This is a genomic window from Paracidovorax konjaci (assembly GCF_900112675.1).
In the GTDB taxonomy this organism is placed as follows: Bacteria; Pseudomonadota; Gammaproteobacteria; order Burkholderiales; family Burkholderiaceae_C; genus Paracidovorax; species Paracidovorax konjaci.
The window spans coordinates 173,031-195,733 of sequence record NZ_FOMQ01000003.1 but is presented as its reverse complement, the minus strand read 5'-3'; the positions used below and the strand labels follow the sequence as shown (position 1 = coordinate 195,733).

The 22,703-nt window shown below is 66.5% G+C and carries 20 protein-coding genes; 15 read left to right on the top strand and 5 right to left on the bottom strand.

Annotated elements, in window-relative coordinates; genetic code table 11:
* Positions 1 to 3: 3 nt before the first annotated feature.
* From BM144_RS05395 to BM144_RS05345, 11 genes are all read left to right on the top strand, one after another.
* Complete coding sequence (locus tag BM144_RS05395; RefSeq protein WP_092950277.1) at positions 4 to 756, top strand: GGDEF domain-containing protein; 753 nt, start codon at positions 4 to 6, stop codon at positions 754 to 756.
* Complete coding sequence (locus tag BM144_RS05390) at positions 753 to 2,624, top strand: putative bifunctional diguanylate cyclase/phosphodiesterase (protein WP_245783547.1); 1,872 nt, start codon at positions 753 to 755, stop codon at positions 2,622 to 2,624. Before BM144_RS05395 ends, BM144_RS05390 begins: the two co-directional genes overlap by 4 nt.
* A gap of 226 nt (positions 2,625 to 2,850) precedes the next feature.
* Positions 2,851 to 4,950, top strand: a complete 2,100-nt coding sequence (locus BM144_RS05385) for a 3-hydroxyacyl-CoA dehydrogenase NAD-binding domain-containing protein (RefSeq protein WP_092950276.1) — start codon at positions 2,851 to 2,853, stop codon at positions 4,948 to 4,950.
* A gap of 43 nt (positions 4,951 to 4,993) precedes the next feature.
* Positions 4,994 to 6,169, top strand: coding sequence for an acetyl-CoA C-acyltransferase (locus tag BM144_RS05380; RefSeq protein WP_092950275.1), 1,176 nt, complete (start codon positions 4,994 to 4,996; stop codon positions 6,167 to 6,169).
* Positions 6,170 to 6,385: 216 nt separating this feature from the next.
* Entirely contained in the window at positions 6,386 to 8,248 is a 1,863-nt protein-coding gene (locus BM144_RS05375; protein WP_092950274.1) for an acyl-CoA dehydrogenase, read from the top strand.
* Between the two features lie 101 nt (positions 8,249 to 8,349).
* Complete coding sequence (locus tag BM144_RS05370; protein ID WP_092950273.1) at positions 8,350 to 9,141, top strand: SDR family oxidoreductase; 792 nt, start codon at positions 8,350 to 8,352, stop codon at positions 9,139 to 9,141.
* A 93-nt stretch (positions 9,142 to 9,234) separates the two neighbouring features.
* Complete coding sequence (locus BM144_RS05365; protein WP_092950272.1) at positions 9,235 to 9,651, top strand: PaaI family thioesterase; 417 nt, start codon at positions 9,235 to 9,237, stop codon at positions 9,649 to 9,651.
* A gap of 114 nt (positions 9,652 to 9,765) precedes the next feature.
* Positions 9,766 to 10,782 (top strand): NADP-dependent oxidoreductase, encoded by a 1,017-nt coding sequence (locus BM144_RS05360; RefSeq protein WP_092950271.1) that lies wholly within the window; start codon positions 9,766 to 9,768, stop codon positions 10,780 to 10,782.
* Positions 10,782 to 11,255, top strand: a complete 474-nt coding sequence (locus BM144_RS05355) for a GNAT family N-acetyltransferase (protein ID WP_092950270.1) — start codon at positions 10,782 to 10,784, stop codon at positions 11,253 to 11,255. The genes BM144_RS05360 and BM144_RS05355 overlap by 1 nt, the downstream gene beginning before the upstream one ends.
* Before the next feature lie 35 nt (positions 11,256 to 11,290).
* Complete coding sequence (locus BM144_RS05350; RefSeq protein WP_092950269.1) at positions 11,291 to 12,244, top strand: glutathione S-transferase family protein; 954 nt, start codon at positions 11,291 to 11,293, stop codon at positions 12,242 to 12,244.
* Complete coding sequence (locus BM144_RS05345; RefSeq protein ID WP_092950268.1) at positions 12,241 to 13,146, top strand: SDR family oxidoreductase; 906 nt, start codon at positions 12,241 to 12,243, stop codon at positions 13,144 to 13,146. The genes BM144_RS05350 and BM144_RS05345 overlap by 4 nt, the downstream gene beginning before the upstream one ends.
* Positions 13,147 to 13,204: 58 nt before the next feature.
* Here the strand turns inward: BM144_RS05345 and BM144_RS05340 are convergent, their stop codons facing one another.
* The 4 genes from BM144_RS05340 to BM144_RS05325 all read right to left on the bottom strand — a co-directional run bounded on the left by BM144_RS05340 (position 13,205) and on the right by BM144_RS05325 (position 16,858).
* Positions 13,205 to 13,963, bottom strand: coding sequence for a 3-hydroxyacyl-CoA dehydrogenase (locus BM144_RS05340; RefSeq protein ID WP_092950267.1), 759 nt, complete (start codon positions 13,961 to 13,963; stop codon positions 13,205 to 13,207).
* Between the two features lie 183 nt (positions 13,964 to 14,146).
* Entirely contained in the window at positions 14,147 to 15,202 is a 1,056-nt protein-coding gene (locus BM144_RS05335) for an extracellular solute-binding protein (RefSeq protein ID WP_092950266.1), read from the bottom strand.
* 251 nt (positions 15,203 to 15,453) lie between these two features.
* Positions 15,454 to 15,759, bottom strand: coding sequence for an SWIB/MDM2 domain-containing protein (locus BM144_RS05330; RefSeq protein WP_092950265.1), 306 nt, complete (start codon positions 15,757 to 15,759; stop codon positions 15,454 to 15,456).
* Positions 15,760 to 15,934: 175 nt separating this feature from the next.
* Complete coding sequence (locus BM144_RS05325; protein ID WP_092950264.1) at positions 15,935 to 16,858, bottom strand: EamA family transporter; 924 nt, start codon at positions 16,856 to 16,858, stop codon at positions 15,935 to 15,937.
* 93 nt (positions 16,859 to 16,951) lie between these two features.
* Between BM144_RS05325 and BM144_RS05320 the strand changes: the two genes are divergently transcribed.
* A complete protein-coding gene (locus tag BM144_RS05320; protein WP_092950263.1) occupies positions 16,952 to 17,443 on the top strand; it encodes an Lrp/AsnC family transcriptional regulator in 492 nt (163 codons plus the stop codon).
* 20 nt (positions 17,444 to 17,463) lie between these two features.
* Here the strand turns inward: BM144_RS05320 and BM144_RS05315 are convergent, their stop codons facing one another.
* Positions 17,464 to 18,426, bottom strand: a complete 963-nt coding sequence (locus tag BM144_RS05315; protein ID WP_092950262.1) for a DMT family transporter — start codon at positions 18,424 to 18,426, stop codon at positions 17,464 to 17,466.
* A gap of 66 nt (positions 18,427 to 18,492) precedes the next feature.
* Here BM144_RS05315 and BM144_RS05310 point away from each other — a divergent pair, with 66 nt between their 5' ends.
* The 3 genes from BM144_RS05310 to thrS all read left to right on the top strand — a co-directional run bounded on the left by BM144_RS05310 (position 18,493) and on the right by thrS (position 22,702).
* Positions 18,493 to 18,927, top strand: a complete 435-nt coding sequence (locus tag BM144_RS05310; RefSeq protein WP_092950261.1) for a gamma-glutamylcyclotransferase family protein — start codon at positions 18,493 to 18,495, stop codon at positions 18,925 to 18,927.
* A gap of 248 nt (positions 18,928 to 19,175) precedes the next feature.
* Positions 19,176 to 20,495, top strand: a complete 1,320-nt coding sequence (gene aceA, locus BM144_RS05305) for an isocitrate lyase (RefSeq protein WP_092950484.1) — start codon at positions 19,176 to 19,178, stop codon at positions 20,493 to 20,495.
* Positions 20,496 to 20,782: 287 nt separating this feature from the next.
* A complete protein-coding gene (thrS, locus tag BM144_RS05300; protein WP_092950260.1) occupies positions 20,783 to 22,702 on the top strand; it encodes a threonine--tRNA ligase in 1,920 nt (639 codons plus the stop codon).
* Position 22,703 lies beyond the last annotated feature (1 nt).

The following is a 22,703-nucleotide window of genomic DNA, read 5'->3' as shown; positions in this document are numbered from 1 at the left end:
CCGATGGAATCCATCGCCACCCCTCCGGACCTCTTCGAGTCCGAGCACCGCGCGTTGCTCGCCGGCCGCGCGGCCTACGACGCACCGTGCGCCGAGGCGCACCCCGCCGGATGCCGGCAGGCCCTGGGCGACCTGCTCGCGGCCTATGAGCGGCTGCTGCGGGAGACCCGGAGGCTCGTGCGCCGCAGCGACCGTGCCGAGCTGGAGATGAACCAGCTGAACCAGCGCCTGACGGAACTGGCGGACCAGCTGCACTACCGCGCCACGCACGATCCGCTGACCGGCGTGCTGAACCGCTCGGCCATCATCGAGCAGGTCAACCACCGGTTCGCCACGGATGGCGTGGCGCTGATCGTGCTGGACATCGACCACTTCAAGCAGGTGAACGACAGCTTCGGCCACCCGACCGGGGACCAGGTGATCCGCGGCGTGGTGGAGTGCCTGCAGTCCGTCGTGCCCGACATCGCGCAGATCGGCCGGGTGGGCGGGGAAGAGTTCACGGTGCTCCTGCCGGGGCACGGCGGCCCGGCCTGCGAGCAGGTGGCCGAGGCCGCGCGCGAGGCCATCGCCGCCTGCGATTTCGGATTGCCCGACGGCAGCCGTGTCACCGCCAGCTTCGGCGTGAGCTGGCTGCCCGTGGGCGGCGGCTTCGACGAGGCCTACGGCCTGGCCGACGAGGCGCTCTACGGCGCCAAGCGCGGCGGCCGCAACCGCGTGGTGTGCGCGCAGCCGGCAGGGCACGCGCCCATCCCATGAGCACCCGGATCGCGCAGGGCGGGCCCATCGCGGAGGTGGATCGCCTGCCGCCGACTGCGCGCGGCGCGGAACTGCCGCTGCCGCAGTGGCAGGCCCTGGTGGCCGATGGCGATCCGCAGGCGCATGCTGCAGCCCACGCGGCGCTGGACGGGCTGGAGCTGATCGTGCGCTCGGGTGCGGCGCTGCTGGCCGAGCCGGACCTCGAAGCCGTCGCCGCCGGGGTCATCGCCCAGCTCACCGCCTTGCTGGGCGGCGGCGACCGGGGCATGGTCTGCGTCCTGCACGGCGGCGGCGCCGAGGGCTGCCGCGTGCTGGCGGTCACGGGACCGTTCGCTGCGGCCGCGGCCGCGGCACCGGCGCCTGGCGCGCTGCCCGGGCCGCGCGGGCATCCCTTGCTGGCGCGAGCGCTGGAGCTGAGCCGGAACGTCCATGGCGAAGAGGGCGGCATCGCGCTGCATTTCGGCAATCCGGGTGAGCGGGGCATGGCCGTCTTCGTGGACACCGCCGGCCCGCTCGGCGCGCTGGAGCGGCAGCTGCTGGACGTGTTCGCGGCCAGCATGCGCACCATGCTGCACAACCGCGACCTGCTGGACCGCCTGCGCCGCTTCGCCTACTACGACCCACTGGTGCGCCTGCCCAACCGCGCGCACTTCGTGGAGCAGGTGGACGAATGCGTGCGCCATGGCGGCGCGCAGGGCCATGTGCTGGCATTGATCGACATCGACGATTTCAGCGCCACCAACGACGTGATGGGGCACACCTTCGGTGACCGGCTGCTGGAGGCCGTGGCCCGCCGGCTGGCAGAGGCCTTGCCCAGCGGGGTGCTGCTCGCGCGTGTCGGCTCCGACACCTTCGGGGTGCTCGGCGAGGCGCACCAGGTGGCACTGCCGCAGCTGCTGCAGTGCATGCGCCCACCGCCTGTCGTGGACGGCGTGCCGCACAAGGTCTCGCTCACCTGCGGCTATGTGCACCTTCCGTTCCGGGCGCAGACCGGTGCCGACCTGGTCAAGGACGCGACCATCGCCCTCAAGCGCGCCAAGCGGGACCACCGCGGGCAGCACCTGCAGTACCTGGAGCACATGGGCACGGAGGCGCGCGAGCGTGCCACCCTGCTGTCCGATCTGCGGGCCGCCATCGACAACGACCAGCTGTTCCTGGTCTACCAGCCGCAGCTGCGCTTGGACACGGGCGCGCTGGTGGGGCTGGAGGCCCTGCTGCGATGGCGCGCGGGCAACGGGCGCTTCGTCTCACCGGACGATTTCATTCCGATGGCCGAGCATTCGGGGCTCATCGTGCCGCTCGGGCAGTGGGTGCTGTCCACGGCCTGCCATGCCATGCGGACGCTGGTCGATGCGGGCCAGGCCCCGGCGCGCATCGCCGTGAACGTGTCGGTGGTGCAGTTGCAGGACCCCGGCTTTCTCGATGCGGTGCGCACGGCCCTCTCGGCGAGCGGCCTGCAGGGCAGCCACCTGGAGCTGGAAATCACCGAATCCGTCGCCGCGGTGCCGACCCAGCTGCTGCAGTCCACGCTGGCGTCGCTGCGCACCGACGGCGTCAGCATCGCCATCGACGACTTCGGCACCGGCTACTCGTCGCTCAGCTACCTCGAGCAGCTGCCGCTGGACCGCATCAAGATCGACCGCAGCTTCGTGCGCAAGCCCACCGGTGCCCAGGGCGCGCGGATCGCCGAGATGGTCGTGAAGCTGGGGCACCAGCTGGGCCTGCAGGTGATGGCCGAAGGCATCGAGGACGCCGCCAGCTGGGAGGCGCTGCTGCGCATGGGCTGCGACGAGGGCCAGGGCTACCATATCGCCGCGCCCATGGGCCTGCCGCAATTGCAGGACTGGCTGCAGGCGCGCAGGTCCTGAACCTGCGCCTGCCGGGCCCGGCGCGCGCCGCCCGCGCACTGTGCCTGCCCGATCACCGAAACCGTTCGAAAACGATGTGACGGAGCGTCCGCCGCGGCCATGATCCGCCCCCGGGCCGCAGCGTTTTCTGTCCCAGCCGGGACAACCCTGGCTGGCATCCGCGCCCGGACTCTCTAGAATCAAAAAGCACGATCGTTCTTTTCTAGATCAAACCAAGGGACAAGCAATGACCGCTGAATACCAAGTCCACGGCGATGTGGCCGTGATCACCCTGGCCAACCCGCCCGTGAACGGGCTGGGCCATGCCACGCGCAAGGGCATCACCGACGGGCTGGCCCGCGCGAATGCCGATGCGGCCGTGAAGGCCATCGTCATCACGGGAGCGGGCGGTGCCTTCTCCGGCGGCGCGGACATCAAGGAATTCGGCACCGACAAGGCGCTGCAGGAGCCGAACCTGCATTCGGTGATCCGCGCGGTGGAGCAGTCGGCCAAGCCCGTCGTCGCAGCCATCCACACCGTGTGCATGGGCGGCGGCCTGGAGCTGGCCCTGGGCTGCCATTACCGCGTCGCCGCGCCCGGCTGCAGCATGGCGCTGCCCGAGGTGAAGCTGGGCCTGCTGCCCGGAGCGGGCGGCACGCAGCGCCTGCCGCGCGTCGTCGGCGTGGAAGCCGCGCTCAACATGATCGTGAGCGGCGAGCCCGTGAAGAGCGAGCTGATCGGCGGCATGCCCGGCCAGAAGCTGTTCGACAAGATGGCCGCGTCGCCCGAAACGCTGGCCGAGGAAGCCCTGGCCTTTGCCCGCAGCGTGGCCGATGCGCGCCCGCTGCCCCTGGTGCGCAACCTGCCGGCCAAGCACCCGCAGGGCGATGCGTACTTCCAGTTCGCGCGGAACATGGTCAAGGGCATGGCGAAGAATTTCCCCGCGCCGCTCAAGTGCGTGGATGCGGTCGAGGCCGCCACCAAGCGCAAGTTCGAGGACGGCCTGGCCCATGAGCGCGAGCTGTTCGTCAACCTGATGTGGACGCCCGAATCGCGCGCGCTGCGCCACCTGTTCCTGGCCGAGCGCGCCGCGAGCAAGATCCCCGACGTGCCTTCCGATACGCCCAAGCGCGACATCCGCAAGGTGGGCGTGATCGGTGCCGGCACCATGGGCGGCGGCATCAGCATGAACTTCCTGAACGCCGGCATCGCCGTCACCATCCTGGAGACGAAGCAGGAGGCGCTGGACCGCGGCATCGCCACCATCCGCAAGAACTACGAGGCGCAGGTCGCCAAGGGCAAGCTCAAGCAGGACAAGTACGAGCAGCGCATGGCCCTGCTCACGCCCACGCTGAACTACGACGACCTGAAGGACGTGGACCTCGTCATCGAGGCCGTGTTCGAGGAGATGGGCGTCAAGGAAGCGGTGTTCAAGAAGCTCGACGAGGTGGCCAAGCCCGGCGCGATCCTGGCCTCCAATACCTCCACGCTCGACGTGGACCGCATCGCATCGTTCACGAAGCGCCCGCAGGACGTGGTGGGCATGCACTTCTTCAGCCCCGCCAACGTGATGAAGCTGCTGGAAGTGGTGCGCGGCAAGGAGACCGCCAAGGACGTGCTGGCCACCGTGATGGCGCTCGCCAAGAAGATCAAGAAGACCGCCGTGGTCTCCGGCGTCTGCGACGGCTTCATCGGCAACCGCATGATCGAGCGCTACAGCCAGCAGGCCGGCTTCCTGCTCGACGAAGGCGCCACGCCCGCTCAGGTGGACAAGGCGGTGGAGAAGTTCGGCTTCGCGATGGGCCCGTTCCGCATGGGCGACCTCGCGGGCAACGACATCGGCTGGGCGATCCGCAAGCGCCGCGCCGTCGAACGCCCCGACATGAAGTACAGCCGCACGGCCGACAAGCTCTGCGAGCTGGGCCGCTACGGGCAGAAGACGGGCGCGGGCTGGTACGACTACCAGGCCGGCAAGCGCGACGCGATCCCCAGCGAGCTGGTGAACAAGATGATCGAGGACCACCGCAAGGAGGCCGGCATCACGCCGCGCAAGATCAGCGACGAGGAGATCGTGCAGCGCCTGGTGTACGCGCTGGTGAACGAGGGCGCGAAGATCCTGGAAGAAGGCATCGCGAGCAAGTCCGGAGACATCGACATGGTGTACCTCACGGGCTACGGATTCCCGATCCACCGCGGCGGCCCCATGCACTACGCGAGCGAAGTGGGGCTGTTCAACGTGGCGCAATCGATGCAGCGCTTCGCGCAGAACCCGCTGGACGATGCGTCCGCGTGGGAGCCCGCGCCGCTGCTCGCCCGCCTCGCCGCCGAGGGCAAGGCTTTCGCCTGAGCCCCGCCGTCCGCATGTTTGCAAAGAACCAGGGAATCCGCACATGACCTCCGCAGTGATCGTTTCCACCGCCCGCACCCCGCTCGCCAAGAGCTGGAAGGGCTCCTTCAACATGACCCACGGCGCCACGCTCGGCGGCCATGCGGTGCAGCACGCCGTGCAGCGCGCGGGCATCGACGGCGCCGATGTCGACGACGTCATCATGGGCTGCGCCAACCCCGAGGGCGCCACGGGCGCCAACATCGCGCGCCAGATCGCGCTGCGCGCCGGCCTGCCCGTCACCACCTCGGGCGTGACCGTGAACCGCTTCTGCTCCTCGGGGCTGCAGACCATCGCGCTGGCCGCGCAGCGCATCATCGCGGGCGAGGCCGACGTGTTCGTGGCCGGCGGCGTGGAGAGCATTTCCTGCGTGCAGCAGGAGATGAACTTGCACATGCTGCGCGATCTGGAGCTGGCCAAGGCCAAGCCAGAGATCTACTGGAGCATGCTGGAGACCGCCGAGCAGGTCGCCAAGCGCTACCACATCGGCCGCGACGCCATGGACGAGTACGGCGCCGCCAGCCAGCAGAAGGCCTGTGCCGCGCAGGCCGCGGGCAAGTTCGACGACGAGATCGCGCCCATCACCGTGACGGCCGGCGTGGCCGACAAGGCGCTGGGCCTCATCACCAAGCAGGTCACGGTCTCCAAGGACGAGGGCACGCGCGAAGGCACCACCAAGGAAGGCATCGCCGGCATCAAGCCCGCGCTGCCGGGCGGCGTGATCTCGGCGGGCAACGCGAGCCAGTTCTCCGACGGCGCGGGCGCCTGCGTGGTCGCCAGCGAAGAGTACGCCAGCCGCAAGGGCCTCAAGCCCCTGGGCCGCTTCCTCGGCTTCGCGGTCGCGGGCTGCGAGCCTGACGAGATGGGCATCGGCCCCGTGTTCGCGGTGCCCAAGGTGCTCAAGAAGCTGGGCCTCACGGTGCAGGACATCGACCTCTGGGAGCTGAACGAGGCCTTCGCCGTGCAGGTGCTCTACTGCCGCGACAAGCTCGGCATCCCGGCCGACCGGCTCAACGTGAACGGCGGCGCCATCGCCCTGGGCCACCCCTACGGCGTGAGCGGCCAGCGCCTGACCGGCCACGCGCTCATCGAAGGCCGGCGCCGCGGAGCCAAGCGCGTGTGCGTGACGATGTGCATCGGCGGCGGCATGGGCGCCGCCGGCGTGTTCGAAGTGTTCTGAACCGCACTGGCCGGGGCGCGCAAGCGCTGCGCCCCGGCCCCTCGCCCGCGCCAACCCTGGCAGAGCCGCCTGCGGGCGCGGGCCGGCATACCGGGGTTGCCGCGCCCGCCACCGTGCGCCGTCACCACGCACGGCGCACTCATTTGCTATGAATTTAATAGCTGCAAGCCCAATGGAATCGGCGGCATGCGGCACTTTTGAAGCGGAATTGCTCCCATGCGCCTGCGCTCCACCCTCGACTTCCTGCTCCACGACTGGCTCGATGCCTCCGCGCTGACGGCCCGCGAGCGCTTCGCCGACCATTCGCGCGAAACCTTCGATGCGGTGCTGGACACCTGCGAGCGCATCGCCCGCGAGAAATACGCGCCGTTCAACCGCCTCGTCGATACCGAGGAGCCGCGCGTGGAGAACGGCCGCGTGGTGCTGCCCCGCGCCACGCACGAAGCCCGCAAGGCCTATGCCGAATCCGGCATGCTGAGCGCCGCGCAGGACTACGCGGTCGGCGGCATGCAGCTGCCCTACACGCTGGAGGCGGCCGCCAACAGCTTCTTCGCCGAGGCATCGATCAGCATCGGCTCCAACCTGCTCACCGTGGGCAACGCCAACCTGCTGATGGTGCACGGCACCGCGGCGCAGCGGGAGGTGTTCGCGCTCAATGAATTCAACGGCCGCTGGTCGGGCACCATGTGCCTGTCGGAGCCGCAGGCCGGCTCGTCGCTCTCCGACATCGCCACGCGCGCGGTGCCGGACGGCGAGGGCGCCGAGGCCGACCCGCTGGGCCCGCGCTACCGGCTGGCCGGCAACAAGATGTGGATCTCGTCCGGCGACCACGAGATGACCGAGAACATCGTCCACCTCGTGCTGGCCAAGATCCCCGGGCCCGACGGGCGGCCCGTGCCGGGTGTGAAGGGCATCTCGCTGTTCATCGTGCCCAAGCACCTGGTGGATGCGCAGGGGGCGCTCACCGGCGAGCGCAACGACGTGGCGCTGGCCGGCCTCAACCACAAGCTGGGCTGGCGGGGCACCACCAACACGCTGCTCAACTTCGGCGAAGGCGCCTACCCGGTGCGCGCGGAGCAGGGCGCGGGCGGCCTGGACGGGCGCGGCGCGGGGGCCATCGGCTACCTGGTCGGCCGGCCCGGCGAGGGCCTGAAATGCATGTTCCACATGATGAACGAGGCCCGCATCGGCATCGGCATGGCGGCCACGCTGCTGGGCCTGGCGGGCTACCACGCGAGCCTGCAGTATGCGAAGGACCGCACGCAGGGCCGGCCCGTCGGCAAGACGGGCAAGGATGCCGCGGCCGCGCCGGTGCGGCTCATCGAGCACGCCGACATCCGCCGCATGCTGCTCGCGCAAAAGAGCTACGGCGAAGGCGCGCTCGCGCTCAACCTCTACTGCGCGCGCCTGGTCGACGAGCAGCACACCGGCACGCCCGAGGCCGCCGACGAGGCGCGGCTGCTGCTGGAGGTGCTCACGCCCATCGCCAAGAGCTGGCCCAGCGAGTGGTGCCTGGAGGCCAATTCGCTCGCCATCCAGATCCACGGCGGCTACGGCTACACGCGCGACTTTCCCGTGGAGCAGTACTGGCGGGACAACCGCCTCAACATGATCCACGAGGGCACGCACGGCATCCAGGCGATGGACCTGCTGGGCCGCAAGGTGGTGATGGAAGGCGGCCGCGGCCTGCAGCTGCTGGCCGGCCGCATCAACGCCACCATCCAGCGCGCGATGGAGCAGCCCGATCTGGCCGGGCACGCCAACCAGCTCGCACGTGCCCTGGCCGAGGTCGGCGCCGCCACCAAGGCGGCCTGGGCCACCGGCGAGCCCGCCGAAGCGCTCGCCAACGCCGTGCCCTACATGCAGGCCGCCGGGCACATGGTGATCGCGTGGATCTGGCTCGACATCGCCGTCGCCGTGCAGGCCCGTGCGGCGCAGTCCGCCAGCGCGGCGGACACCGGCCGGCTGGGCGCCATGCGCTACTTCTTCCACTACGAGCTGCCGAAGACCGGCGCCTGGCTGAACGTGGTCCGCACGCGCGACATGACCTGCGCGGAACTGCCCGAAGAGGGCTTCTGAGCGACCCGATCCGCGGCCCGGAGTGATCGCGCAGGCGACAAGCCCCGGGCCCGGCACCCACCACAATTTCCGCAACCGACAAGCCCGACAGGAGACAACCCATGACCCGCACGGTCCAGCAACTTTTCGACCTCACCGGCAAGACCGCCCTCGTCACCGGCGGCTCGCGCGGCCTGGGGCTGCAACTGGCCCAGGCCCTCGGCGAGGCCGGCGCCAAGATCATGCTGACCTCGCGCAAGGCGGCCGACCTGGAGGAGGCCGCCGCCAGGCTGCAGGCCGCCGGCATCGATGCGCGCTGGATCGCCGCCGACTGCGGGCAGGAGGCCGATATCCGCCACCTGGCGCAGGAGACGCTGCAGCGCATGGGAGACGTGGACATCCTCGTGAACAACGCGGGCGCCAGCTGGGGCGCTCCGGCCGAGGACCACCCCGCATCCGCGTGGGACAAGGTCATGAACCTCAACGTGCGCGGCTATTTCCTGCTCTCGCAGGCCATCGCCAAGCACAGCATGATCCCGCGCCGCAGCGGCCGCATCATCAACGTGGCTTCCATCGCGGGGCTGGGCGGCAATCCGATCGAGATGAAGACCATCGCCTACAACACCTCCAAGGGGGCGGTGATCAATTTCACGCGCGCCCTGGCGGCCGAGTGGGGCGTGCACGGCATCAACGTGAACGCGATCTGCCCGGGCTTTTTCAAGACCAAGATGGCCTCGGTTCTGATCGAGACGCTGGGCGAGGAAAAGATGGCCCGGCACGCGCCGCTGCGCCGCTTGGGCGACGAGGAAGACCTGAAGGGCCTGTGCCTGCTCTACGCGTCGGACGCCGGCAAGCACATCACCGGGCAGTGGCTGGCGGTCGACGGCGGCGTGAGCGTGGTGACAGGTGGCTGAGTGCGCTGCGCGGTGCCCGCGCAGCGGCGCCGGCACGCGGGCGTTCGCTATGCTGGCGGTTTCCCCACCACCCCCTGACTGGAGTGCCTGCCCGTGTTGAGCTTCGGCGTCGAAATCCCCTTTGTCAGCCACCTCGGCTTCACCCTGCACCGCATGGAAGGCGGCGAGTCCGAGCTGCGCTACACCGCGCAGGCGGAGCACCTGAATTCCTTCGGCGTCACCCACGGCGGCGCCACCATGGCGCTGATCGACGTGGCCATGGCCACGGCGGCGCGCAGCGACGTGCCTGCCGACATGGGCGTGGTCACCGTCGAGATGAAGACGAGCTTCATGCAGGCCGCGCGCGGGCCCCTCGTGGCACGCGGCAGGCTGTTGCACCGCACGACCGCGCTGGCCTTCACCGAGGCCAGCGTGTACGACGCCGAAGGGCGCCTGTGCAGCCACGCCACCGGCACCTTCAAGTACATGAAGCGGCCCGCGCAGCCCGCGGCGGCCGTGCCCACCGACTGACACCGGAGCTTGGAGCGTTTTGTGCTCCATGCCGCCGGATTCATTGAATAGTTTGCTATTAAAAATATAGCGTTTGAGGGATGCACCCATCCCGCCGTTGAAAAGGAGACCTCCATGCCCCGCAACCAGCAGATCGTTCTCGACAACCGCCCCGAGGGCGAAGCCACCGCCGGCAACTTCAAGCTCGTCGCCACCGACACGCCCGCGCTGCAGGACGGCCAGATCCTGGTGCGCCACCATTACCTGAGCCTGGACCCCTACATGCGCGGCCGCATGAACGACAGCAAGAGCTACGCGGCCTCGCAGCCGCTGGGCGAGGTCATGATCGGCGGCACGGTCGGCGAGGTGGCCGAGAGCCGCCACCCGAAGTTCGCCGTGGGCGACAAGGTAGTCGGCATGGGCGGCTGGCAGGAATACAGCGTGGTGGACGGCAACACCCCCGGCATGCTGCGCAAGGTGGACACCACGCACGTGCCGCTGTCGCACTACCTCGGCGCCGTCGGCATGCCGGGCGTGACGGCGTGGTACGGCCTCGTGAAGATCATCGAGCCCAAGGCCGGCGAGACGGTGGTGGTGAGCGCCGCCTCGGGGGCCGTGGGCAGTGCGTTCGGCGCCCTCGCCAAGGCGCGCGGCTGCCGCGTGGTCGGCATCGCGGGCGGGCCGGACAAGTGCCGCTACGTGACCGAAACGCTGGGCTTCGACGCCTGCATCGACCACCGCGAGCACGGCGACCTCAAGGCCATGTCCAAGGCGCTGAAGGAAGCCTGCCCGAACGGCATCGACGGCTACTTCGAGAACGTGGGCGGCTACATCCTCGACGCCGTGCTGTTGCGCGCCAACGCCTTCGCGCGCGTGGCGGTCTGCGGAATGATCGCCGGCTACGATGGCCAGCCGCTTCCGCTGCAGAACCCGGCCCTCATCCTGGTCAACCGCATGAAGGTGCAGGGCTTCATCGTGAGCGAGCACATGGAGATCTGGCCCGAGGCGCTCAAGGAGCTGGGCGGCCTGGTCGCCAGCGGCAAGCTGCGACCGCGCGAGACGGTGGCGGAGGGCCTGGCCGCCGCGCCCGAGGCCTTCCTGGGCCTGCTGAAGGGCAAGAACTTCGGCAAGCAGCTGGTCAAGCTCGCCTGATGTCCGCTGCCGACCTGCGCTGGCAGTGGTCCCGCTTCGAGGACCTGGGCGTGCATGCCCTGCATGACGCGCTCGCGCTGCGCTGCCGGGTGTTCATCCTGGAGCAGGGCCCCTACCAGGACCCCGATGCGGCCGATGCATCGTCGTGGCACCTGCTGGGGCGCGACGGCGCGGGCCGGCTGCTGGCCTACCTGCGCGCGGTGTACCCCGGCGTGAAGTACGCCGAGCCCGCCATCGGCCGCGTGGTGACGGCGCCCGAGGCGCGCGGCACCGGCGCGGGCCGCGCGCTGGTGGCCGAAGGGCTGGCGCGCTGCGCCGCCACCTGGCCGGGGCAGGCGGTGCGCATCAGCGCGCAGGCCCACCTGCAGCGCTTCTACGGCGATGCCGGCTTCGCCACCGTGTCGCCCGAATACCTCGAAGACGGCATCCCCCACGTGGAGATGCTGTGGACACCCCCGCCGCCGCCGGCGTAGTGTCCGCCTGCCCCCTTGTCGCACCAGGAGATGCCATGGCCACGTCGCCCGAACCCATCCTGCACCACTACCCGTCCTCGCCGTTCTCGGAGAAGATCCGCCTCGCGCTCGGCTTCAAGCAGATCGCCTGGAAATCGGTGATCGTGCCCAGCATCGCGCCCAAGCCCGACGTGGTCGCGCTCACGGGCGGCTACCGGCGCACGCCATTCCTGCAGATCGGCGCCGACGTGTACTGCGACACGGCGCTCATCTGCGACGTGCTGGAGCACCTGCAGCCCGAACCGGTACTGTATCCGCCGGCCCTGAAGGGCGTGGTGCGGGTGTTCTCCCAGTGGGCCGACACCACGCTGTTCTGGGCCGCGATGGCCTACAACCTGCAGCCTGCCGGCGCCGCGGCGCTCTTCGCCAACCTGCCACCCACGGCCGCGCAGGCCTTCGGCGCCGACCGGCGTGCGATGAGTGCCGGCATGAACCGCCTGCGCCCGCACGACGCCACGGCCGCCTACCGCTCCTACCTGCGCCGCATCGCCCACATGGTCGAAGAGCACGAGTACCTCTTTGGCGCCGAGCCCTGCGTGGCCGACTTCGCGGCCTACCACCCGCTCTGGTTCACGCGGCAGTGCGTGCCCGTGATGGCCGACATCTTCAAGCCGACGCCCGCCGTGCTGGAGTGGATGGACCGCCTCGCGGCCATCGGCCACGGCCGGCTGGAGAAATTCAGCGCGCAGGACGCGATCACCGTGGCCGCCAACGCCGAGCCGCTGCCGCTGGTGGACGACGTGTTCCAGGACGAGCACGGCATCCCCCTGGGCGCGCGCGTGGCGATCGCGGCCGAGAGCTTCGGCACCGAGCCCACCGAAGGCCGGCTCGTGGCCGCCACGCGCACGCGCTACACGCTCGCCCGCACCGACCCGCGTGCGGGCGCGCTGCACGTGCACTTCCCGCGCATCGGCTACACCCTCACCCCGTTGGAGACCCCCGCACCATGATCGAAGACTTCCAGGGCAAGACCGCCGTGCTGACCGGCGCAGGATCGGGATTTGGGCTCGAATGCGCCCGCATCGGCGCGCGGCACGGCATGCGCCTCGTGCTGGCCGACGTGCAGCAGGACGCGCTGGACCAGGCCGAGGCCGAGATGCGCGCGGCCGGTGCCGACGTGCTGGCGCGGCGCGTGGACGTCTCCGACGCCGCCGAGATGGAGCGCCTGGCCGCCGACGTGCGCGAACGCTTCGGCGCGCCGCACTTCGTCTTCAACAACGCCGGCGTGGGCGCGGGCGGGCTCGTCTGGGAAAACTCCGTGGCCGACTGGAACTGGGTGCTCGGCGTGAACCTCATGGGCGTGGTGCACGGCGTGCGCCTCTTCACGCCGATGATGCTGGACGCCGCCCGGCAGGACCTCGCGTGGCGCGGGCACATCGTCAACACCGCGAGCATGGCGGGCCTGCTCACGCCGCCCAACATGGGCATCTACAACGTGAGCAAGCATGCGGTGGTGAGCCTCACCGAAACGCTGTTCCAGGACCTGGCGCTGGTCACCGACCAGGTCGGCGCGAGCGTGCTGTGCCCGTATTTCGTGCCCACGGGCATCGGCCGCAGCGAACGCAACCGCCCCGATGCGCCCGCATCCGCGCCCACGCGCAGCCAGCTCATCGGGCAGGCCATGACCGACAAGGCGGTCGGCAGCGGCAAGGTGACGGCCGCCGAGGTGGCGCAGATGGTGTTCGACGGCATCGCCGCGAACCGCTTCTACCTCTTCAGCCACCCACAGGCCCTGGGCAATGTGCAGAGCCGCATGGAGAGCATCGTGGCCGTGCGCAATCCGCCTGATCCGTTCGGCGAGCGCCCGGAGATCGGCGAGCGCCTGCGCGCGCAGCTGCGCGAGAACGCCTAGGGCGACGGCGGGCCGTGGGGCTGGCGAGGGCGGGGCGGCGCGGCCGCCCCTGCCGCTCTCAGCGCGGTGCGAGGCGGATGGCGCCGTCCAGCCGGATCACCTCGCCGTTGAGCATGTCGTTCTCGAAGATGTGGCGCGCAAGGCGGGCATAGTCCTGCGGCGTGCCCAGGCGGCTCGGGAAGGGTACCCCGGCGGCCAGCGCGTCCTGCACCTCCTGCGGCATGCCGAACAGCATCGGCGTGCCGAAGATGCCCGGTGCGATGGTCATGTTGCGGATGCCGTTGCGCGCCAGATCGCGCGCGATCGGCAGCGTCATGCCGACGATCCCGCCCTTGGACGCCGCATAGGCCGCCTGGCCGATCTGCCCGTCATAGGCCGCCACGCTGGCGGTGGAGATCAGCACCCCGCGCTCGCCCGTGGCCTCGGGCTCGTTGCGCGCCATGGCTTCGGCGGCCAGGCGGATCATGTTGAAGCTGCCGATCAGGTTCACGGTGACGGTCTTGGAAAACAGCGCGAGGCTGTGCGCGCCGCTCTTGCCCACCGTTTTTTCGGCCGGCGCGATCCCCGCGCAGTTGACGAGGCCCACCAGCTTGCCCTGCGCCACCGCCTGCGCCACCACGGCCTGACCGTCGGCCTCGTTCGTCACGTCGCAGCGCACGAACGTGCCGCCGATGTCGCGCGCCACGGCCTCGCCCTGCGGGACCTGCAGGTCCGCGATGACCACGCGGCCGCCCTGCGCGGCCAGCATGCGCGCCGCGCCTTCGCCCAGCCCCGATGCGCCGCCCGTGACGATGAAAACCTTGCCTTGAATCTCCATGAAACTGTCTCCTTGATGGTCTGACGTTGACGTAAACGTCAATTATCGTGGAAGAACTCCGGCGGCCAGACGCACGAAAGCCCGGCAAGCCGGGCTTTTTGCGGGGAGAGGGCAGGGCGGCGCAGCGCTTCGGCGCGCTCCCCGCCAGCCTGCGTGTCTGTTGTTGCTGCCGCTATGCGGTGCTTACTTGAAACCCACGCGGTCCAGCATCTGCTGCACCTTGGGCATGTGTTCGCCCACGGCGCTGATCGGGATCGTCTCGCTCTTGAACGGTTGGCCGCCCGTCATGCTGCGCAGCGCCGGGTTGTCCGACGTCACGCCCTTGGCGGCAGGCCACTCGTTGTTGCCGTTGGCGAAGTAGTTCTGTGCCACGGGGCTGGCCAGGTACTCCAGGAACTTGACCGCGTTGGCCTGGTTCTTGGTGTGGCGGGCGACCGCGCCGCCAGCGATGTTCAGGTGCGTGCCCCACGATTGCTGGTTGGGGAACACCACCGCGACCTTGCTCGCCACGTCCTTGTCCTCGGGCTTGTCGGAACGGAGGATGCGGGCCAGGTAGTAGCTGTTGGTGACGGCGATATCGCATTCGCCAGCCGCCACGGCGCGGATCTGGTCGGTGTCGCCGCCCTTCGGCGCGCGCGCCAGGTTGGCCACCACGCCCTTGAGCCAGGCTTCGGCCTTCTGCTCGCCCAGGTGCTCGGTCACCGCGCCGAACAGGCTCAGGTTGTAGGGGTGCGAGCCCGAGCGGATGCAGATCTTGCCCTTGTTCTTCGGGTCTCCCAGTTCCTCGTAGGTGTCCACGTCGTCCTTGTTCACCTTGGCCTTGTTGTAGACGATCACACGGGCGCGGGTGGACAGGCCGAACCAGGTGATGCCGCCGTCGGCGGTGGGCTTGGCATGCAGGTTGGCGGGAATCGCATCCTCCAGTACCTTGGACTTGATGGGCAGGAACAGGCCGTCGGCTTCGCCGCGGTAGAGGCGGGCGGCATCCACGAGCAGGATCACGTCGGCCGGCGATGCCGTGCCCTCGGCCTTCAGGCGCGCCATGATGCCGGCGTCGTCCGCGTCCACGCGGTTGATCTTGATGCCGGTGGCCTGCGTGAATCCCGTGTAGAGCGCCTCGTCGGTAGCGTAGTGGCGGGCGGAGTACAGGTTCACGACCTGTTCCTGTGCAGACACGGTGCCGGCGGCCGCGGCCAGCAGGCCTGCGGACACGATGAGATTCAGAAAGCGGATGCGCATACGGGCGGTCTCTTGTAGGTTCTCGGAAAGGATGGGTTGCCTGGCGGCCCGGGCATGATATGGCAGACGCGAATCATTCGCGATAAAGGCCGGGGATCGTCCATGGCATTGCCCTGCGGCTTGACGCCGGCCGCCGGCTGCCTGTGCCACCGGAGAAAAAGCCCGCCCCAAGAAAAAAGCCGGCATGTGCCGGCTTTTTCCAGAGCTGCAGACCGGGCGGGCCGGCCATCAGCGATCGATGCGCTGGGGCTTCACTTCACGTGCTTGCCGATCAGGCCGGCCATCTCGAACATCGAGACTTGGGGCTTGCCGAACACTTCCTTGAGCTTCGCGTCGGCGTTGATCATGCGCTTGTTGGCGGAGTCCTGCAGGTTGTTGGCTTTGATGTAGGTCCACAGCTTGCTGATGATCTCCGTGCGGGGCAGCGGGTCAGAGCCCACCACGGCGGCCAGCGCGGGGCTGGGCGTCAGGGCCTTCATGAAGGCGGCATTGGGCGTACGCTTCTTGGCGGGCGCCGCGGCCTTGTCGGCAGCCGGAGCTTTCTTTGCAGTTGCCATGTTGGTTTTCCTTGTTGGGAGTGAGATAGCGGTCGCCAGCGAAAATCTGCGCTTCCGCCGGCTCGCCGAATGCTAATGGCAAAAAAACGCCTTTCCAAGGGAAAGCCGCGTTTTTTTGCCTCCAGTTGTTGCGACCCGGCTGCTCTGCGGTTCCTTGCGTTTCGAGGTGCGGAACTCAGCCGCGGCTGCGCCGATTTTGCGCAAGGATCATTGCCACCGCCAGCAGGATCACTGCACAGGCCCCTCCCTCCTGCGCGGTGACGGCTTCTCCAGCCGCCATGCTTCCGAGGGCCAGTGCCACTGCGGGATTCACGAACGCATAGCTGGACGCGAGGGCAGGGCTCGCGCGGGCCAGCAGGTAGAGATAGGCGCTGAAGCCGATCAACGAACCGAACACCACCAGATAAAGCCATGCGGTGATGGCGGCAGGCTGCGGCGGCCATGCGGGCTGCTCGCCGATACCGAGAGAGATGGCCAGGAGCACGGCACCGCCGCACAGCATTTCGCTCGCGAAGCCGATCGGGCCCGGCGCGAGCGGCATGCGCGTGGTCGACAGCACCGAGCCCAGCGACCAGCAGGCGGTGGATGCCAGCGCACAGGCGATGCTGGCTGGCGATGCGGAAAAGCTCTCGCCCCGCACCAGCAGCAGGACCCCCAAGGCACCGATGCCCATGCCCGCCAGATCCAGCCGCCCGGGACGCCGCCCCCACAGCAGGCCCCATCCAGTGATCATCATCGGCACCACGGCCACGCAGGTCGCGATGAGGCCGGAGCCGATGTTCACGCTGGCCGTGGCGATGAGACCCATGCCGCCCCCGAGCATCAAGGTGCCCACGACCAGCGCATTGCGCCATTGCACGGCCGTGGGAAGAACGCTGGCAACACCGGCGCTGCGTTTGCGCCACAGCACCCACAGCGCGAGCAGAGCGCCTGCGACCAGAAAGCGGGAACCCATCTGAAAGAACGGCGGAAGGCTCACGAGCGCCACGCGGATGGCTAGGTACGTGGAGCCCCAGATGACGTAGCAGGCCGCGAGTGCCAGCACGACCCCTGCAGGCAGGCGGGGGGCGGTGGACAAGGAAACCGAAGGTGTTTGCATTCCCCCGATGCTAGGCAAGCTCTGAGTACAACGACATGGGAATTCAATGGTCGTTCTGGTGATCTGCCGTTACTTTCATGGTGAAATCGACCAATGACGGAAACCAGTGAATTCGATGCCTACGATGCCCGGATACTCGCGGCACTGCAGCGCGATGGCCGCATCACCATGGCTGAACTGGGGCGGCAGGTGCATCTCAGCCAGCCGGCCGTGACGGAGCGCGTGCGCAAGCTGGAAGCGGCAGGGGTCGTTCGCGGATATGGCGCCAAAGTGGACTACGCCGCGCTGGGCTACGGCATCCGGGCGATCATCCGGGTGGGGCGCGCGGAGTACGCGCGGGTGGTCAAGCTCATCGAGCAGACGCCGGAGGTGATCAATGCCTACAACGTCACAGGCGACGACAGCTGGATCCTCGAAATCGCAGTGATCGACGTCAGCCACCTCGATGCCGTCGTGACCGCGTTTTGCCTGTTGGCCGAAACATCGACCTGCATCGTGCTCAACGCACCGCGCGAAAACGCGCCCGTACTGCCCGCGCGCCGCGAGAGCATCAAGCCGCCGATACGCAAGGTGACCGGGCGCTGAAGCCGCTGGAACCGTGGTGGTCAGCGGCGCCCGGAAGACAGCGTGTCCCCGGCCCGTCCTGTCTTGCTCCGCGCGGGCAGGGTAGCGAGCACCACGCTCGCAATCGCGATTCCGAAGGCCACCAATTGCAGGGGCGTGAAGCGTTCCCCCAACACCACGACGCCGACCAGAGCCGCACTGACCGGCAGCAGAACGGTGAATACGCCGCCTTGCGCTGCAGGCACTACTTTCAACCCCGTCATCCAGAGCCAGACCGTCCAGACACTGGCTGCCAGCGCATAGAAGACCAGCAGCCACCACGTGCCAGGCTTGAGTGCCGTGAAATCGAACTGGAATGCCGCGTAGAGCCCCAGAGGCGTGGCCAGCACGAAACCCCACAGATTGATCAGCGAAGTGATGCGGCGCGGGCTCAGCGAACCCGTGAGCTTCTTGCCGATCACCGAATACGCCGCTTCGCAGATGACCGCGCCAACCAACAGCAATTGACCGAGCCAGGCCAGGTGATGGGGGTGCGGGCCTGTGGGGGCGGTGGCTGTGCCATGGGCGTCGGGTCCTGGTTGCGCCACGGAAAACAACGCAATGCCCGCTACGGCGAGCGCCACAGCCGCCCAGGTTCTGCGCGGGACATGCTCTTTCAAGAAAAACCAGCTCATGACGGCGACCGCGGCAGGAATGCCGGCCATGGTGACTCCGGCGGTGACGGCGCTGGTCAGACTGACCCCGGAAATCATGCAGAGCGTGAACAGGAAATTGCCTAGAAAGGATTCCAGGAACAACAGACGCCGCACTTGCGGCGTCATGGGCGGCTCGCCAGCGGGTTTGCGGAGCCAGGTCAGCATTCCCAGCCCGCCGATGCCAAATCGCAACCAGGCCAGCAGGAACACGGGAAACGCCTGGGCCAAAGGTTTGGACAGGGCGACGTAGCTGCCCACCAGAACCATGCTGAGGGCGAGACAGAAATAGGCAACGGGACGGCTGGGCATGCAAAAAGATCGGTGGTCCCCGCCGATAGACTGCGAGGTCCACACTGATTTCAAGGACGGCGCATCATGCCTGAGCCTCTGCGGCCCCTTCCTCAACGCCACGTATTCGTCTACGGAACACTGCGCCGAGGAGGCAGTAACGACATCACTGCCTTGTCTCCTGCGCCTCTTTATCTGGGAACCGCCGCCGTCGTCGGAGTCCTCTACGACCTGGGAGCCTATCCTGGCATTGCATTGTCCGGTCCCGCGTCTGAAGGTGAAGGAAGCGTGCCAGTCCTGGGCGAGGTCTATGCGATCACATCGGAACTCGAGCAACGGCTGGACCAGATCGAAGAGATATGGCCGGAACCCTCCGGAGAATATGTGAAGCGGGAGGTGACCGTCACGCTCAAAGAGGAGGGTACGGTGCTTTCCTGCCTGGTGTATGAGATCAATCCTGTGATCCTGCGGGGCGCTCCAAGGCTTATGCACGGAGACTGGATGCAAAAACGAGTCACCTGACTTTTCGTGGATGAAATGCATGTTTCATATTGCGAAAAAATCAAATGTTGCAGCGCGGAAAAATTTCCCGATACGAGAAAGTGCTTTTCTTAATGCGGGATTTGTTCGCAAGTCATTGATTTTGAATGATTAAATTTATGTCTTATATAAGACATAAGAGCTTGGCATGGTCTTGTGTAAGACCTAAAGTTGTCTTCAAGGACGGCAGACGCTGTTCCGCGTTTTCCCCTCAACTCCCGGAGATGACCATGCCCCAATCTTTCAATGAGCAACTGAGTCGTGAACAGCAAATTGCCGCCCTCGAAAAGGACTGGGCGCAAAACCCCCGTTGGAAGGGAATCAAGCGCGGATACAGCGCTGCCGACGTTGTCCGCTTGCGCGGCTCGTTCCAGGTGGAGTACACGCTGGCCCGCCGAGGCGCCGAAAAACTCTGGGACTTGGTGAACAACGAGCCTTACGTGAATTGCCTTGGCGCTCTCACGGGCGGCCAAGCCATGCAACAGGTGAAGGCTGGGGTCAAGGCCATCTATCTGTCAGGCTGGCAAGTTGCGGCCGACAACAACGAGTACGCAGCCATGTACCCCGACCAGTCGCTGTACCCTGTGGACTCGGTGCCCAAGGTGGTGGAGCGCATCAACAATACCTTTACCCGTGCCGATGAAATCCAGTGGTCCAAAGGCGTCAATCCAGGCGATGCCGGGTTCATCGACTACCACGCGCCGATCGTGGCGGACGCAGAGGCAGGCTTCGGCGGTGTGCTCAATGCGTTCGAACTCATGAAAGCCATGATCCGTGCGGGTGCGGGTGGAGTCCATTTCGAAGACCAGCTCGCGTCGGTCAAGAAGTGCGGCCACATGGGCGGCAAGGTGTTGGTTCCTACGCAGGAAGCCGTCCAGAAGCTGGTTGCAGCCCGCATGGCGGCCGACGTCTATGGAGTACCTACCCTGGTGATCGCGCGTACGGATGCCGAGGCTGCCGACTTGATCACCAGCGACTACGACGCCAACGACCAGCCCTTCCTGACGGGCGAACGGACTGCAGAAGGTTTTTACAAAACCCGAAAGGGCCTGGAACAAGCCATCAGCCGCGCAGTAGCGTATGCCGACTACGCCGATCTTGTCTGGTGTGAGACGGGTACGCCGGACCTCGAATTTGCCAAGAAATTCGCCGAGGCAGTCCATGCCAAGCATCCGGGCAAGCTGCTGGCTTACAACTGCTCGCCTTCGTTCAATTGGAAGAAGAACCTGGACGATGCCACCATCGCCAAATTCCAGCGAGAACTGGGTACGATGGGCTACAAGTACCAGTTCATCACGCTGGCAGGCATCCACAGCATGTGGTTCAACATGTTCGACCTGGCGCAAGACTATGTGAAGCGCGGCATGTCTGCGTACGTGGAGAAGGTCCAGGAGCCCGAATTCGCGGCCCGCGAGCGTGGCTACACCTTCGTATCGCATCAGCAGGAAGTCGGCACTGGATACTTCGATGAAGTCACCACGGTGATCCAAGGCGGAAAATCCAGTGTGACGGCGCTTACAGGATCCACGGAGGAAGAGCAGTTCCACTGATTCAAGTGGGGGCGGCCTTGCTGATCGGCCGGCCTGCAACACCCCCATTGCAGGCCGGCCGTTGGTCAAGGGTAGAATGCGCACTTCTTACATCCAGCAAGAGCGAGAAAGGCATGATGGTTATGACACCGCGAACTACGGAGACTTCCGCCGGCCGGTAGGCTGAATGTTCGCGTCTGCACGTCAAGACTACTTGCTTGCACCCCACCAAAAAGCGCGGACCACGTTCCGCGCTTTTTTGTTTTCGTTTTCCTGTTGTGCGCCCCTGTCGACACAAGGCATTTCAAATGATCCGGATCACGCTTCCCGACAATTCCCAACGCGAATATCCCGGCCCTGTGACCGTGGCTGAAGTAGCCCAGTCGATCGGCCCGGGTTTGGCCAAAATGACTGTGGCTGGCAAGGTTGACGGCCGGCTGGTTGATGCTTGCGACCTGATCGACCGCGATGCACGCCTGCAAATCATCACCCCCCGTGACCAGGAAGGTGTCGAGATCATCCGGCATTCATGTGCGCACTTGGTTGGCCATGCCGTGAAGCAACTCTATCCGACTGCCAGGATGGTGATCGGTCCGGTGATCGAAGAAGGCTTCTACTACGACATCGCCTACGAGCGCCCGTTTACGCCTGACGATCTGGCTGCGATCGAGCAACGCATGAAAGAGTTGATTGCCCAGGATTACGACGTCGTCAAGAAAATGACGCCGCGCGATGAAGTCCTGGCTGTTTTCCGGGAGCGTGGCGAGGAATACAAGCTTCGTCTCGTGGAGGACATGCCGGATGAAAAAGCCATGGGCCTGTACTACCACCAGGAATACGTGGACATGTGCCGTGGCCCGCACGTGCCCAACACGAGGTTCCTGAAGGTGTTCAAGCTCACTCGCGTGTCTGGCGCCTATTGGCGTGGCGATGCCAAGAATGAGCAATTGCAGCGTGTCTATGGCACAGCCTGGGCTGACAAGAAGGATCTGGAAGCCTATGTCAAGCGCATCGAGGAGGCAGAGAAGCGCGATCACCGGCGCCTTGGCCGTGAGCTGGACCTTTTCCATATCGACGAGCATTCGCCTGGCACGGTTTTTTGGCATCCGAAGGGGTGGACCATTTGGCAGGGGGTGGAGCAGTACATGCGGCAGGTCTACCGCGACAACGGCTATCAGGAAGTGAAAGGGCCGCAGATCCTTGATAAGCACCTGTGGGAGAAAACGGGTCATTGGGACAAGTACCGCGAAAACATGTTCACGACGGAGAGCGAAAAACACGATTACGCGCTCAAGCCGATGAACTGTCCCGGACACATCCTGATCTTCAATCAGGGTGTGAAAAGCTATCGTGATTTGCCGCTGCGCTACGGAGAGTTCGGCCAATGCCACCGCAATGAGCCTACTGGTGGCCTGCATGGCATCATGCGTGTGCGCGCCTTCACGCAAGACGACGGCCACATCTTTTGTACGGAAGACCAGATTCAGCAGGAATGCATTCAGTTCACTGCGTTGCTGCAGAGGGTCTACAAGGATTTTGGCTTCGACGACATCATCTACAAGGTGGCGACACGTCCTGAGAAGCGCATCGGATCCGAGGAAAGCTGGGACAAGGCAGAAAATGCCCTTATTGAAAGCTTGAAAGCATCAGGTTGCGAGTACCAGATCGCTGCGGGAGATGGGGCCTTCTATGGTCCCAAGCTGGAATACACGCTGCGTGATGCCATCGGACGCCACTGGCAGTGCGGGACCATTCAAGTCGATCCCTCCATGCCGGAACGGCTTGGCGCCGAGTATGTAGGGGAAGATGGGCAGCGCCATCGCCCCATCGTCCTGCATCGAGCCATCGTGGGCAGCCTTGAGCGCTTCATCGGGATCTTGATCGAACAACATGCCGGAGCGCTGCCGATCTGGTTGGCGCCCATCCAGGTAGCTGTGCTCAACATTACGGGCGCTCAGGACGACTACTGTCGTGAAATCGCTGCAAAACTGCCAAAAGCATTGCCGAATCAAGACCTTAGGGCGGCACTCGATCTGCGTAACGAAAAGATTACGTATAAAATACGAGAGCATTCGTTGCAAAAACTGCCTTACATCCTTGTCGTGGGTGACAAGGAGAAGGCAACAGGAACCGTTGCGGTGCGCGCTCGGGGCAACCGGGATTTGGGTGTGATGACGCTCGAGGCTTTTATCTCATTGATCGAGCAAGATATCGTCGCCAAGGTTTGAT

Bases quoted from the DNA above. Each gene is read 5' to 3' on its own strand.
- BM144_RS05375 (WP_092950274.1), top strand. From the start codon at position 6,386: ATGCGCCTGCGCTCCACCCTCGACTTCCTGCTCCACGACTGGCTCGAT.
- BM144_RS05355 (WP_092950270.1), top strand. From the start codon at position 10,782: ATGTCCGCTGCCGACCTGCGCTGGCAGTGGTCCCGCTTCGAGGACCTG.
- BM144_RS05380 (WP_092950275.1), top strand. From the start codon at position 4,994: ATGACCTCCGCAGTGATCGTTTCCACCGCCCGCACCCCGCTCGCCAAG.
- BM144_RS05345 (WP_092950268.1), top strand. From the start codon at position 12,241: ATGATCGAAGACTTCCAGGGCAAGACCGCCGTGCTGACCGGCGCAGGA.
- BM144_RS05370 (WP_092950273.1), top strand. From the start codon at position 8,350: ATGACCCGCACGGTCCAGCAACTTTTCGACCTCACCGGCAAGACCGCC.
- BM144_RS05360 (WP_092950271.1), top strand. From the start codon at position 9,766: ATGCCCCGCAACCAGCAGATCGTTCTCGACAACCGCCCCGAGGGCGAA.
- BM144_RS05395 (WP_092950277.1), top strand. From the start codon at position 4: ATGGAATCCATCGCCACCCCTCCGGACCTCTTCGAGTCCGAGCACCGC.
- BM144_RS05340 (WP_092950267.1), bottom strand. From the start codon at position 13,963: ATGGAGATTCAAGGCAAGGTTTTCATCGTCACGGGCGGCGCATCGGGG.
- BM144_RS05385 (WP_092950276.1), top strand. From the start codon at position 2,851: ATGACCGCTGAATACCAAGTCCACGGCGATGTGGCCGTGATCACCCTG.
- BM144_RS05320 (WP_092950263.1), top strand. From the start codon at position 16,952: ATGACGGAAACCAGTGAATTCGATGCCTACGATGCCCGGATACTCGCG.
- BM144_RS05335 (WP_092950266.1), bottom strand. From the start codon at position 15,202: ATGCGCATCCGCTTTCTGAATCTCATCGTGTCCGCAGGCCTGCTGGCC.
- BM144_RS05310 (WP_092950261.1), top strand. From the start codon at position 18,493: ATGCCTGAGCCTCTGCGGCCCCTTCCTCAACGCCACGTATTCGTCTAC.
- BM144_RS05315 (WP_092950262.1), bottom strand. From the start codon at position 18,426: ATGCCCAGCCGTCCCGTTGCCTATTTCTGTCTCGCCCTCAGCATGGTT.
- BM144_RS05330 (WP_092950265.1), bottom strand. From the start codon at position 15,759: ATGGCAACTGCAAAGAAAGCTCCGGCTGCCGACAAGGCCGCGGCGCCC.
- BM144_RS05390 (WP_245783547.1), top strand. From the start codon at position 753: ATGAGCACCCGGATCGCGCAGGGCGGGCCCATCGCGGAGGTGGATCGC.
- BM144_RS05350 (WP_092950269.1), top strand. From the start codon at position 11,291: ATGGCCACGTCGCCCGAACCCATCCTGCACCACTACCCGTCCTCGCCG.
- thrS (WP_092950260.1), top strand. From the start codon at position 20,783: ATGATCCGGATCACGCTTCCCGACAATTCCCAACGCGAATATCCCGGC.
- BM144_RS05325 (WP_092950264.1), bottom strand. From the start codon at position 16,858: ATGCAAACACCTTCGGTTTCCTTGTCCACCGCCCCCCGCCTGCCTGCA.
- aceA (WP_092950484.1), top strand. From the start codon at position 19,176: ATGCCCCAATCTTTCAATGAGCAACTGAGTCGTGAACAGCAAATTGCC.